The following is a 13,412-nucleotide window of genomic DNA, read 5'->3' as shown; positions in this document are numbered from 1 at the left end:
TGTAAAAATATTTAAAAAAATGATCTTTTGATTAAAGTACAAGCGATTAGAGCAAAATATAGATCTTTTTGGCTATTTTTTTAAGCGTTTTAAAATTCTCGGAAGATCTACGATAGAATCTAACACATAATCCGCTATTCCTTCTCCTTCCCCTGTTACTGGTTTACCAGTACGAACTAATACGTTCATTTTTACCTTCGCACCAATCCCCGCTTTTAGGTCTTCAACTTTATCTCCAACCATAATAGATTGCGTAGGATCGATCTTTAATTCTTTGATCGCTTGCAATAACATTCCCGATTTAGGCTTCCGACAATCACAATCTTCTTTATATTCGCCCTTTCCCTCAGAATGATGTGGACAATAGTAAATGCCATCCAAATCCACATCTTGTTCAGCTAACGACCAATCCATCCATTCTGTTAATTGTAAAAACTGATCCTCAGAAAAATAACCACGTGCAATGCCCGACTGGTTGGTCACTAATACCAACATATATCCCATTTTCTTTAATTCTCGCAATGCATCAATCGCACCATCAATAAATTTAAAGTTATCAATTTCGTGTACATAACCATAATCAATATTTAACGTGCCATCGCGATCTAAAAAAATAGCCTTATTCATTCTCTTGCCTTTTATACATGTCAAATTGACGAAAATTATCTATTTAATCCAAGCAATTAGCAAATATAAGTCATAACTAATCTGTCTAAAAAAGATAATCTGACATATTGACATAGCAATCTAGACATCTAGAATACCAAAACAGATTTAAAAACAATAAATAAAAAGGGCTTATATGATTAAGCTAAATAATATTACGAAAATTTTTGAGCTACCGAACAAAAAATTGACTGCGCTTGATAATGTTTCGTTGAATATCGAAAAAGGTCAAATCTGTGGCGTAATTGGTGCATCTGGTGCAGGAAAAAGTACATTAATTCGCTGTGTGAACTTATTAGAAAAACCGACAAGCGGTTCCGTTATTGTTGATGGCGTAGAATTAACAAAACTTTCTGATCGCGAATTAGTACTTGCTCGTCGTCAAATTGGAATGATTTTTCAGCATTTCAATTTACTAAGTTCTCGCACCGTATTTGAAAACGTGGCATTACCCTTAGAATTGGAAAGTGAGTCAAAAGCAAAAATCCAAGAAAAAATTACCGCACTTTTAGATCTTGTTGGTTTAAGTGAAAAACGTGATGCTTACCCAAGCAATCTTTCTGGCGGGCAAAAACAACGCGTAGCCATTGCACGTGCCTTAGCGAGCGATCCTAAAGTCTTATTATGTGATGAAGCAACGAGCGCATTAGATCCTGCAACGACGCAATCTATTCTGCAATTATTAAAAGAAATTAACCGCACTTTAGGTATTACAATTTTGTTGATTACCCATGAAATGGAAGTTGTTAAACAGATTTGTGATCAAGTTGCTGTCATTGATCAAGGTCGCCTAGTTGAACAAGGTACTGTCGGTGAAATTTTTGCAAACCCTAAAACAGAATTAGCACAAGAGTTTATTCGTTCGACCTTCCACATCAGTCTACCTGATGAATATTTGGAAAATCTTACTGATACACCGAAACACAGCAAAGCGTATCCAATCATCAAATTTGAGTTTACGGGTCGCTCAGTCGATGCACCGTTACTTTCTCAAGCATCAAAAAAATTTGGCGTGGAGCTCAGTATCTTAACCTCACAAATTGATTATGCTGGAGGCGTGAAATTTGGTTATACCATTGCTGAAGTAGAAGGCGATGAAGATGCCATTACGCAAACCAAAGTTTATTTAATGGAAAACAACGTGCGCGTGGAGGTGCTTGGTTATGTTCAATGATTTCTTGGCAACATTCAGCCAGCAATTAACACCTCAAATGTGGGGTGTTGTCGCAACAGCAACTTATGAAACTGTTTATATCAGCTTTGCATCTACTTTACTTGCCGTAGTAGTCGGCGTGCCTGTGGGTGTATGGACTTTCTTAACTGGAAAAAATGAGATTTTACAAAACAACCGCACTCATTTTATGTTAAACACGATTATTAATATTGGGCGTTCCATTCCATTTATTATTTTGCTCCTAATCTTATTACCTGTAACTCGTTTCATCGTGGGAACCGTATTAGGTACAACAGCAGCAATTATTCCATTGAGTATTTGTGCAATGCCATTCGTGGCTCGCTTAACTGCTAATGCACTAATGGAAATTCCAAATGGTTTAACCGAAGCAGCTCAAGCAATGGGGGCTACTAAATGGCAAATTGTTCGTAAATTCTATTTGTCAGAAGCTCTACCTACGCTAATTAATGGCATCACGCTCACGCTAGTCACTTTAGTTGGTTACTCAGCAATGGCGGGGACGCAAGGCGGCGGTGGTTTAGGTAGCCTCGCTATCAACTACGGCGTATATCGCAATATGCCTTATGTCACTTGGGTGGCAACCATTATTATTGTGCTATTCGTTATGATTAGCCAAAAACTCGGCGATACACTGGCTAGAAAAGTGGATCATCGTTAATTAAATGCAACTCTTAACTTAAACAGGAAGGAAATCCTATGAAATTAAAACAACTTTTTGCAATCACTGCAATCGCATCAGCTCTCGTTTTAACAGGCTGTAAAGAAGACAAAAAACCTGAAGCTGCAGCAGCACCGCTTAAAATCAAAGTTGGTGTAATGTCTGGTCCTGAGCATCAAGTTGCAGAAATTGCAGCAAAAGTCGCTAAAGAAAAATACGGTTTAGACGTTCAATTCGTTGAATTCAATGACTACGCATTACCAAATGAAGCTGTATCTAAAGGTGATTTAGATGCAAACGCAATGCAACATAAACCTTATTTAGATGAAGATGCAAAAGCGAAAAATTTAAATAACTTAGTTATCGTGGGTAATACTTTCGTCTATCCATTAGCGGGTTATTCTAAAAAAATCAAAAATGTGAATGAATTACAAGACGGTGCTAAAGTTGTTGTTCCTAACGATCCAACAAACCGTGGTCGTGCATTAATTCTTCTTGAAAAACAAGGTTTAATCAAATTAAAAGATGCAAATAACCTTCTTTCAACTGTATTAGATATTGTTGAAAATCCGAAAAAATTAAACATCACTGAAGTAGATACTTCTGTTGCGGCACGCGCATTAGACGACGTTGATTTAGCTGTAGTAAACAATACTTATGCGGGTCAAGTAGGCTTAAATGCTCAAGATGACGGTGTATTTGTAGAAGATAAAGATTCGCCATATGTGAACATTATCGTTTCTCGTACCGATAACAAAGACAGCAAAGCTGTTCAAGATTTCGTAAAATCTTACCAAACAGAAGAAGTTTACCAAGAAGCTCAAAAACACTTTAAAGATGGCGTTGTAAAAGGTTGGTAATTTCTACCGCACTTTAACCCATTACTAAATCCCTTGCCCAGCAAGGGATTTTCTTATCTAAGCTCGGAATGTTTTAAAGAATATTGGTAGCTAAAAATAATTAGATAATACAGAAATATGAAATTTCTTTAATTGATTAAAAAAGCAAGATACTTTTACGCTTGGAAATGTTTAATTATAGAAAAGACAATAATTCAGCGAGAGAATATTTAGATTACTTTTAGATAAATTTCAATTAAATCAAAAATTAAGAGTAATAGCTTCTTTTATCGACAAATTAATAAGAAAATCAAAGATATTTTTACCGCACTTTACCATTACATAAAACCAATTTCGTTTTCTGCTCTTTCAAATAATTGACAATGCCCTCAGGAACATCACCTGTAAACAAATATTCCACATCACTTAATTCGCCCAAGCGAACAATCGCTTGGCGAGTAAATTTAGAGTGATCGGCCACTAATAAGGTCTGACGTGAACTTTCAATAATCGCTCGTTTTACTTGTACTTCATGGTAATCATAATCCAATAATGAACCATCTGCATCAATCGCACTAATCCCTAAAATACCGAAATCTAGGCGAAATTGAGAAATAAAATTTACCGTAGCTTCGCCGATAATTCCACCATCCATTCGTAATGATCCGCCCGCCATAACAATATCAAAACTTTCATTTTGGCGTAAAAGATGAGCGGCATTCAGATTGTTCGTCACAATTCTGAGTTTTTCGTGGCCAAGCAACGCATTGGCAACAGCCTCTGGCGTCGTACCAATATCAATAAACAACGATGCACCGTTAGGAATCAACTTTGCAACTTCCTGTGCAATATTATTTTTTTGTAATGAAAAGAATTGTTTACGATCCACGTAATCAGAATTTTCTGCAGAAGATGGCGATGCCGCACCACCGTGATGGCGGCGAATTAAATCTAACTCCGCCAAAATATTCAAATCACGACGAATCGTTTGAGGGCTAACATCTAAGGCAGCAACCAATTCTTCCGTGCTTAAATAGCCAGATTGTTCCACCAGTTTAATAATTTTTTGATGGCGTAACGATTGTTTCATAGCGAATCCTTTATCCAAATTAAACGGACTTACTCTAGCGAATTTTTGCGCAATTTGCTATCAATAAATCCCCAAATCAAGCCGACAATCAAGCCTGAAATATGTGCAGCATTTCCCATTTCAACACCAAATAAGGGGCTAATAAAACCTAATGCGATCCCCACCAATAACATTGTGAAAAAACCTTCTGGCAGATCAAATAAATGATGATTCAATTTATCACGTATAAATACATAACCTAGAACCGCATATACAACACCAGAAAGCCCAAAGAAAGCGGGGCCAGACACATAATTTTGCACATATCCTGTTATGGCAGATGCTACAACATACAACATCAATAATTTGACCGAACCAAAAGTGCGTTCAATCATTCCACCGAAAATAAGAAACCAAGACAGATTAAACAAAATATGCAAATTAGATAAATGTACCAATGTATGTGAAATATAACGCCACACTTCACTATCTTGCTCTTCGTAAGCGGGGTAATGCATCAAATACATAATATCGTCTTCAAAACCCAGCTGTTGAGCAAGATAAATAAGCACACAAAGTGCGGTGAGAATTAGCGTGATTTTTCCTTGTTGAGCTAAAAAGTTTTTCATTCGTGATCTCGTGCTTATGCGTAAATTTAAAAATCGGACTTCGCATTAAAAGTCATTGTTTCCCCTGTAATGGGGTGGGTAATCGTCAATTCTTCTGCGTGCAAGCATAATCTTGGCGACATAACTTTAGCCTGTGGATGAGAATAAAATTTATCACCTAGAATTGGATGCCCCAATGCTAACATGTGCAAGCGTAATTGATGAGATCTGCCTGTCACGGGCGTCAGTTTCACGCGAGTACTGTTATTCGGCAAACGTGCTAAAACTTCAAATTTTGTGACCGCTCTTTTTCCTAAAACGAAATCCAAACGTTGGCGAGGTCGATTTTCCCAATCACAAATCATTGGCAAATTTACCTCGCCATAATCGTTCTCCAAATGCCCCCAAACAATCGCTTGATAGTGTTTTTTCGGTTCACGTTCGCGAAATTGACGTTTTAATTCACGATCCGCCGCCTTACTTAAAGCAAACACAATAATACCGCTCGTTGCCATATCCAAACGATGCGCAGGCTCACAAAAACCGAATTTTTCTTTTACTCGACTCATTACGCTATCGTAATATTGTGGTTGATTACCCGGCACAGAAAGCAAACCGCTAGGTTTGTTCACCACGCACAAATGATTATCTTGATAAATAATATCCAAATAAGGTTCAAGGGGCGGATTGTATTCAATCAATGCCATTTTTATTCCTTGTTCGTCACAATGACACGCAAGCAATCCAAACGCCAATTTGCTTTAGAAAGCTCGTCCAGTGATTGTGTTCGTTGTTGTTCCAAAATATCAATTTCGCTTTGGCGAATATTTTTATTCACTGCTCGCAAAGCCTGCAAACGGTTAATTTCTGCGCTTAATTGTTGTTCTGCTTGATTTTTAGCTTCAGCAATAATCGGTTCTGCCAAGGATTTTACCAGTTGATCACCTCGCGTGATCAAGGATTCAATGTTGCTCCGTGCCATTTTTACCATTTGATTAGCAATATTTTTACCAAGTGGTTTCAATTTGCTATGCAATGTTTCAAAGGCAACCTGCTCACCCATGTTATTTCCTTTGTTATCAAGCAGCAGACGAATAGGCGTTGGTGGCAAGAAACGATTGAGCTGTAACCCTTTTGGCGATTGGCTTTCCACCACGTAAATCAATTCAATTAATAAGGTTCCAGCGGGCAGTTGTTTATTCACAAGCAATGCCATTGCGGCTTTGCCAATATCCCCCGAAGCAACAAGATCAATACCTTGACGAATCATAGGATGATCCCAAGTCAAGAATTCCATTTCTTCGCGGGCAAGGGCAAGTTCTCGATCAAAGGTAACCGTCACACCTTCTTCTTTTAAACCTGGAAAATCGGGCACAAGCATTGTCCCAGTTGGACTAATTACAATACTATTAGCCCCAAGATCTTCTTGCTCTACGCCAATAATATCAAATAATTTTAAAGCAAAATTCACAAGCTCTGGCGAATTATCTTCATCAGCGATTTGATCCGCTAACGCTTGTGCTTGCTCACCGCCATGAGAATTTAGCTCTAATAAACGATCGCGACCTTTTTCTAACTCAATCTTGAGTTTTTCCCGTGCGGTTTTAGTTTGTTTTAATAATCCAGAAAATTCATTCTCTGAAAGTGCGGTAGAATTTGACCGCACTTTTTCCAACTCATCGGCAAACTGAGAAAATAATGCCATTCCCATTGGACAAGTTTGTTCAAAAGCATTCAATCCCTCATTGTACCAACGTGCTAAACGACTTTGAGGTGAATCTTTCGCACAAGGCATATAAATTTGCACATCACGTTTTTGTCCAATACGATCTAATCGGCCAATACATTGTTCCAATAAATCAGGATTTGTCGGTAAATCAAATAACACTAAATTTGCTGCGAATTGGAAGTTACGCCCTTCCGAGCCAATACTCGAGCTCAGTAAAACCTGCGCGCCGTTTTCTAAATCCGCAAAATAAGCCGCGGCTCTATCCCGTTCGATAATCGACATTTTTTCGTGAAACACTGCGGCGCGAATCGCCTCACGTTCACGTAAAATTTGTTCTAACTGAATCGCAGTTGCCGCCGTCTGGCAAATCACAAAGATTTTTTCATCGCGATGTAGTTTGAGGAAATCAATCAGCCAATCAATTTTATCATTCTCTTCAGAGAGAGTAATTTGATGATAAACACGGTGCGGAAAACCTTTCACGCCTTGACGTGTATTGCGGAATAACATTCGCCCCGTGCCGTGACGATCAATTAAGGCTTGAATCAATTCCTGACGGGCACGCTGTTGTTCTTCATCATTATTTGATGCAATTGCTTTAAAAAGTGGCTCGACATCTTGTTCAAGCAATAAATCAGAAATATGATTTTTTTCGACCGCACTTAATGCCTTATTTGCCAACAAAGATTCAACGGCATTAACCACAGGTTGATAGTGTTCCTGCTCTTTCACAAAGGTTTGATAATCAAAGAAACGTTCTGGATCCAGTAAGCGCAAACGAGCAAAATGACTTTCTTGCCCAAGTTGTTCTGGAGTTGCAGTGAGTAACAAGACGGATGGAATGATACGAGCAAGCTGTTCAACGAATAAATAAGCTGCGCTTGGCGAGGTTTCAGACCACACCAGATGATGTGCTTCGTCCACAATTAAGCAATCAAATTGAGCATCAAGTGCCTGCTCTACTCGGTTTGGATGCGTTTCTAACCAATTCAGCGAACAAATAATTAAGCTTTCAGTTGTAAACGGATTAACGGCATCAAGATCAAAATCGTTGCAACGTTCTTCATCAAAAAGTGCAAAATGCAAATTAAAACGACGAAGCATTTCCACCAGCCATTGATGTTGCAAGGTTTCTGGCACGATAATAAGAACACGTTGCACTTTCTCAGCAAAAAGTTGATTCTGCAAAATCATTCCTGCTTCAATGGTTTTCCCTAAACCAACCTCATCCGCCAATAACACGCGAGGATTAACTCGATTACCGACTTCAGCTGCAATATGAAGCTGATGGGGAATTAAACTTGCACGCGTTCCGCGTAAACCACGCAATGGCGATTTAAATTGTGCTTGCTGATGACAAAGCGTGCGATAACGCAATGCAAAATGAGTACTGCGATCAATTTGCGCTGAAAAGAGGCGATCTTTTGCTTGGCTAAAAGAAATAATCGGCGAAATATCACGTTCTTGCACAATAACATCTTCATCTTGTGGATTTTTAACTAAATAAAACAACAAACCGTTCATATTTTGAACGTCTAAAATCTCGCCTTGCCAGCCAGCTTGATGGGATAAAGTTTCACCTTTACTAAATACAATTCGGCTTAAAGGCGCTTGCGCTATAGCATATATCCTCGTTTCATCTGCTGCGGGGAAATAAATAGTAACAGTTCGTTGATCTAATGCGGTAATAACACCTAATCCTAAAGCGTTTTCACTTTCACTTAACCAACGCTGACCAATAGCAAAGGGCATAATTATTCTCTTTCTGATTTACATTGATAAAACTTGGGAGCGTATTGTAGCTTGCATACTCTTGAAAAGAAACTCACAAAAAATTGACCGCACTTTTAGGAAGATATACGTCACCCCCAATATAATTTATCCTTGGATTTTCAATATACTCAAGCGTAAACTAGAATCTCGACTAAATCCACCGTATAGGGAAAAGAGATGAATTATCGTGATGAATTAATTTTACAATGGGTAAATCAACAAGGAAAAGCCAGCGTAATAGAACTTGCACAGCATTGTGATATTTCGGTGGAAACCATTCGTCGCGATTTGAACAAATTAGCGAACAAAGGCTTATTGCACCGAACCCACGGAGGAGCAGTGAGTAATAAAACCAAAGATTTAGGTTCATTTTTCCAAACTCGAAAACATATTAATGCAACAGCTAAACGACATATTGCCCAAAAAGCCTTGGATTTGCTATATGAAAATGCCGTTATAGGTTTAGATGCAAGCTCAACAAGTTGGTATTTTGCTTATTTAATGCCCGATATTCCTTGTACAGTAGTAACCAATTCAATGTTTAACATTAATGCCCTAGTTAATAAATCCAATGTTAAAACTATTGTTACTGGCGGAGTTTATTCAGCAAAATATGAAGCATTTTACGGTCCCTTATCTGAGTACTTATTACAACGATTACATATTAATTTTTCAGTGTTTTCTTGTTCAGGAATTGATAAAAACGGTAATATCTGGGAATCAAACGAGCTGAATGCCTCTTTAAAACGAAAAATGATGGAAGCTTCAGAACGTGCTTATTTGTTAATTGATTCTTCTAAATTTGAAAAAACAAGTTTGATTCAACTTGCCGATTTAAGCAAAATTAATACCATTTTTTCTGATCGGTCACTTCCCGATAACTTACAAAAATATTGTGAGCAACACGATATAATGACCGTTTTATAAAAATAGATGACCATTTTGACCGAAAATTACTAAAAATTGAAAGAATCGGTCATATACATTTCCTTAAATATAGTCAATTTTTGTGATCTGCTTCGCAGTTTTGCAACAAAATTTCATTTCTTACTGTTTTCCTTATCATTTTTCTTTCACACTCTAATTCAATGAAAACACCATTTGTTCTGCAGTGATTTCATCATTCTTACTTAAGCACAAACAAAGGAGTGTAACTATGGCTCTTGCTACTCAATCAAATCGTATAAAAATCGGTATTCGTCCAACTATTGATGGTCGTCGAATGGGGGTTCGAGAATCTCTTGAAACCCAAACAATACGTATGGCTCAATCTGTTGCTCAATTATTACAAACACATATTCGTCATACAGATGGTACTTTCGTTGAATGTGTAGTTGCAGATAGCACTATCGGCGGTGTAACCGAAGCAGCCGCCTGTGCGGATAAATTTAAACGCGAAAACGTTGGATTAACCATTACCGTTACCCCTTGTTGGTGTTATGGCTCAGAAACCATTGATATGGATCCTCACATGCCTAAAGCAATTTGGGGATTTAACGGTACGGAACGCCCAGGTGCGGTTTACTTGGCTGCCGCCCTTGCTGGTCATTCTCAATTAGGACTACCAGCCTTTTCCATTTACGGCACAGAAGTTCAAGAAGCCGATGACACAAACATTCCTGAAGATGTAAAAGAAAAATTATTGCGTTTTGCTCGTGCTGGGCTTGCTGTTGCAAGTATTCGAGGAAAATCCTATTTATCTATTGGGTCAGTTTCCATGGGAATTGCAGGTTCTATTGTAAATCAAGCTTTCTTCCAAGAATATTTAGGTATGCGTAATGAATATGTGGATATGATGGAAATTAAACGCCGTTTAGACCGCAAAATTTATGATCAAGAAGAAGTTGATTTAGCCTTGAGTTGGGTTAAACAATATTGCAAAGAAGGGGTTGATGTAAATAGCCTAGAGAATCAACGCAATGCGGAAGAGCGTGCAGAACTTTGGGAAAATGTTGTGAAAATGACCATTATCACTCGTGATTTGATGGTAGGAAATCCAAAATTAGCAACATTAAATTATGCAGAAGAAGCCTTAGGTCATAATGCCATTGCAGCAGGTTTTCAAGGGCAGCGTCATTGGACTGATCATTTGCCAAACGGCGATTTTATGGAGGCAATGCTCAATTCAACTTATGACTGGAATGGCGTGCGTCCACCTTATATTCTTGCCACGGAAAATGATAGTTTAAATGCAATAGGAATGTTATTTGGGCATCAATTAACTGGCAAAGCTCAAATTTTCGCAGATGTGCGTACTTATTGGAGTCAAGATTCGGTTGAGCGTGTTACTGGATGGCGACCTGAAAGTGGATTCATTCATTTAATCAATTCAGGTTCAGCTGCACTTGATGGAACGGGAGAACATCAAGATGCTCAAGGCAATCCAACTTTAAAACCAGCATGGGATGTTACCGAAGAAGAAGCAAAACGCTGCTTAGAAAATACACGTTGGTGCCCTGCTGTTCACGAATATTTTCGAGGGGGCGGTTTATCTTCTCAATTCCTAACCAAAGGTGGCATACCGTTTACAATGCACCGTATTAATCTTATTAAAGGTTTAGGTCCCGTTTTACAAATTGCGGAAGGCTGGTCAATCGACTTACCTCAAGATGTACATAATAAATTAAATCAACGTACTAATGAAACTTGGCCAACAACATGGTTTGTTCCTCGTTTAACTGGAAAAGGTGCATTTACTGATGTGTATTCAGTCATGGCAAATTGGGGAGCAAACCACTGTGTAGCTACTCACGGACATATGGGGGCTGATCTAATCACTCTTGCTTCGATGTTACGTATTCCAGTCTGTATGCATAATGTATCAGAGAAAAATATTTTCCGCCCTAGTGCTTGGAATGGATTTGGTCAAGACAAGGAAGGGCAAGATTATCGAGCTTGCCAAAACTTTGGTCCGCTTTATAAATAACCCCTAATTTGTTTTTATAAAAAAGTGCGGTCAAAAACATAATGATTTTTGACTGCGCTGAGGAGAGTTTTTATGGCTATCGCATTGATTTTTGACTGTGGCGCAACAAATTTACGCACCATTGCGATAAATGAAAAAGGACAAATTCTTGCCTCTCATCACCTTGCTAATAATACAAAACAAGGAATCGAATCATCTGATTATCATATTTGGGATATTGAAGAAATCTGGCAAAAATTAACCTCTTGTGCAACTCAAACCTTCAATCAATTAATGCAACAAGGTATTGATTTAAAAGATATTGTAGGAATATCTGTTACCACATTCGGCGTGGATGGTGCACCTTTTGATGAAAATGATCAACAGCTTTATCCGATTATTTCATGGAAGTGTCCACGAACCATACCAGTAATGGAAAATCTATCTAATCAATTAGATATCAAATCCCTTTATCAACGTAACGGCATTGGTCAATACAGTTTTAATACTTTATTTAAATTACATTGGTTAAAAACACACAAGCCAGATGTTTTCCGAAAAATGGCTAAATTCGTTTTTATTTCGTCAATGCTCACTCAACGCTTAACTGGTCAATTCACTACAGATCACACAATGGCGGGAACATCAATGATGACAAACCTTACTAGCGGTAATTGGGATCCATCGATTTTAGCATCGCTGGGTTTAAGTAATAACCATTTCCCTCCTATGCGTTATGCAGGTGAAAAAGTTGGAAAATTACGTACACCGTTAGCCCAGAAATGGGGATTAAATCCCGTACCTGTCATTTCTTGTGGACATGATACTCAATTTGCTGTGTTTGGGTCTGGTGCAGGGCTGAATCAGCCTGTGTTAAGTTCTGGCACCTGGGAAATCTTAATGGCTAGAACCCAGCACGCAGAACCTAGATTTGAGTTTGTTTCTCAAGGCTTAACCACTGAATTTGATGCACAATCCAATTGCTTTAATCCAGCGGTACAATGGGTGGGTTCTGGCGTCATAGAATGGTTAGGTAAATTATTATTTTCCGATGTTTATGGTAGCGATCACTATTACACCACAATGATCAAAGAGGGAGAAAAAGCTTTTAATGCGGGAAAAAGAGCGGTCAATTTTGAAGGTATTTTTAGCCAACTAGGACAAGGTAATATCAGTGGACTTTCCATGTTTGCTACTCGTGGAGAAATTTATGTCAGCGCATTACAACATATGGCAAATAAACTCAAAAAAGGTTTATCCGTGCTACATCAAGTTAGTCAGTTCCAAGCTAAAAGCTTAATTTGTGTTGGGGGTGGTTCAAAAAATGTATTGTGGAATCAAATCCGTGCAAACACCTTAAATTTACCGATTGATGTTGTGGACATTTCTGAAAGTACTGTACTTGGTGCCGCAATGTTTACCTTTGCAGGCGTAGGCATTTACGAAAATGTAAACGCGGCACAGCAAGCGATGCAACCAACAAGAAAACGAATTTACCCAAACTAGAAGGAACAACAAAATGCTAAAAGGTATTCACCCAGCTCTTTCTCCTGAATTACTAAAAACCCTCGCCGAAATGGGGCATGGCGATGAGATAGTTCTAGCTGACGCCCATTTTCCCGCACATTCACTACATAAAAATGTAATACGTGCAGATGGTATATCTATAGATATTTTGCTTGAAGCAATAACTCCCTTATTCGAATTTGACGCTTATGTTGATGCCCCTCTGTTGATGATGAAAGCAGTTGAGGGAGATTCTTTAGATCCGAATGTTGAAACTCGTTACTTAAATGCGATTGAAAGTGCGGTCGGTTTCACACCAAATTTAACCTGTCTAGAACGCTTCGATTTTTATACACGTGCCAAACAGGCTTATGCTGTTGTTGTCAGTGGTGAGATCGCAAAATATGGCAACATTATCATTAAAAAAGGGGTTACTCCCATTTTATAAACAATAGAGGTACTAC

General features: G+C 38.3%; 12 protein-coding genes. 7 read left to right on the top strand and 5 right to left on the bottom strand.

What is annotated here, in order from left to right:
- Window positions 1–72 precede the first annotated feature (72 nt).
- A complete protein-coding gene (gene gmhB / locus HMPREF2644_RS07370; RefSeq protein ID WP_005654456.1) occupies window positions 73–627 on the bottom strand; it encodes a D-glycero-beta-D-manno-heptose 1,7-bisphosphate 7-phosphatase in 555 nt (184 codons plus the stop codon).
- A 175-nt stretch (window positions 628–802) separates the two neighbouring features.
- Here gmhB and metN point away from each other — a divergent pair, with 175 nt between their 5' ends.
- Genes metN through HMPREF2644_RS07355 form a run of 3 tightly spaced genes read left to right on the top strand, consistent with a single transcriptional unit; the run spans window position 803 to window position 3,379 of the window.
- Complete coding sequence (gene metN / locus HMPREF2644_RS07365) at window positions 803–1,840, top strand: methionine ABC transporter ATP-binding protein MetN (protein WP_005648552.1); 1,038 nt, start codon at window positions 803–805, stop codon at window positions 1,838–1,840.
- On the top strand, window positions 1,830–2,519 hold the full coding sequence (locus tag HMPREF2644_RS07360) for a methionine ABC transporter permease (protein ID WP_011272197.1): 690 nt from the start codon (window positions 1,830–1,832) through the stop codon (window positions 2,517–2,519). Before metN ends, HMPREF2644_RS07360 begins: the two co-directional genes overlap by 11 nt.
- A 38-nt stretch (window positions 2,520–2,557) precedes the next feature.
- Complete coding sequence (locus HMPREF2644_RS07355) at window positions 2,558–3,379, top strand: MetQ/NlpA family lipoprotein (RefSeq protein WP_005654466.1); 822 nt, start codon at window positions 2,558–2,560, stop codon at window positions 3,377–3,379.
- 301 nt (window positions 3,380–3,680) lie between these two features.
- Here HMPREF2644_RS07355 and HMPREF2644_RS07350 read toward each other — a convergent pair whose 3' ends face one another.
- From HMPREF2644_RS07350 to rapA, 4 genes are read right to left on the bottom strand one after another with little or no spacing between them, the layout of a single operon-like run.
- A complete protein-coding gene (locus HMPREF2644_RS07350) occupies window positions 3,681–4,448 on the bottom strand; it encodes a DeoR/GlpR family transcriptional regulator (protein ID WP_005661561.1) in 768 nt (255 codons plus the stop codon).
- Between the two features lie 29 nt (window positions 4,449–4,477).
- Complete coding sequence (locus HMPREF2644_RS07345; RefSeq protein WP_005661557.1) at window positions 4,478–5,056, bottom strand: rhomboid family intramembrane serine protease; 579 nt, start codon at window positions 5,054–5,056, stop codon at window positions 4,478–4,480.
- A 26-nt stretch (window positions 5,057–5,082) separates the two neighbouring features.
- Window positions 5,083–5,742 (bottom strand): bifunctional tRNA pseudouridine(32) synthase/23S rRNA pseudouridine(746) synthase RluA, encoded by a 660-nt coding sequence (gene rluA / locus HMPREF2644_RS07340; RefSeq protein WP_038440381.1) that lies wholly within the window; start codon window positions 5,740–5,742, stop codon window positions 5,083–5,085.
- Window positions 5,743–5,744: 2 nt separating this feature from the next.
- Window positions 5,745–8,516 carry an RNA polymerase-associated protein RapA gene (gene rapA, locus HMPREF2644_RS07335; protein ID WP_070828357.1) on the bottom strand — a complete coding sequence of 924 codons (2,772 nt, stop codon included), beginning with the start codon at window positions 8,514–8,516 and terminating at the stop codon, window positions 5,745–5,747.
- A 198-nt stretch (window positions 8,517–8,714) separates the two neighbouring features.
- Between rapA and HMPREF2644_RS07330 the strand changes: the two genes are divergently transcribed.
- The 4 genes from HMPREF2644_RS07330 (at window position 8,715) to fucU (ending at window position 13,396) form a co-directional block, all read left to right on the top strand.
- Window positions 8,715–9,464, top strand: coding sequence for a DeoR/GlpR family DNA-binding transcription regulator (locus tag HMPREF2644_RS07330; RefSeq protein WP_005661551.1), 750 nt, complete (start codon window positions 8,715–8,717; stop codon window positions 9,462–9,464).
- 229 nt (window positions 9,465–9,693) lie between these two features.
- On the top strand, window positions 9,694–11,463 hold the full coding sequence (gene fucI / locus HMPREF2644_RS07325) for an L-fucose isomerase (RefSeq protein ID WP_070828356.1): 1,770 nt from the start codon (window positions 9,694–9,696) through the stop codon (window positions 11,461–11,463).
- A 72-nt stretch (window positions 11,464–11,535) separates the two neighbouring features.
- Entirely contained in the window at window positions 11,536–12,948 is a 1,413-nt protein-coding gene (gene fucK, locus HMPREF2644_RS07320) for an L-fuculokinase (protein WP_070828355.1), read from the top strand.
- Between the two features lie 13 nt (window positions 12,949–12,961).
- A complete protein-coding gene (gene fucU, locus HMPREF2644_RS07315) occupies window positions 12,962–13,396 on the top strand; it encodes an L-fucose mutarotase (RefSeq protein WP_005648572.1) in 435 nt (144 codons plus the stop codon).
- Window positions 13,397–13,412 lie beyond the last annotated feature (16 nt).

The sequence above is a fragment of the Haemophilus sp. HMSC071C11 genome, from assembly GCF_001837655.1.
GTDB lineage: Bacteria > Pseudomonadota > Gammaproteobacteria > Enterobacterales > Pasteurellaceae > Haemophilus > Haemophilus influenzae.
Note: the sequence above shows the minus strand (reverse complement) of the source record. Positions and strands in the feature narration are given on the sequence as shown.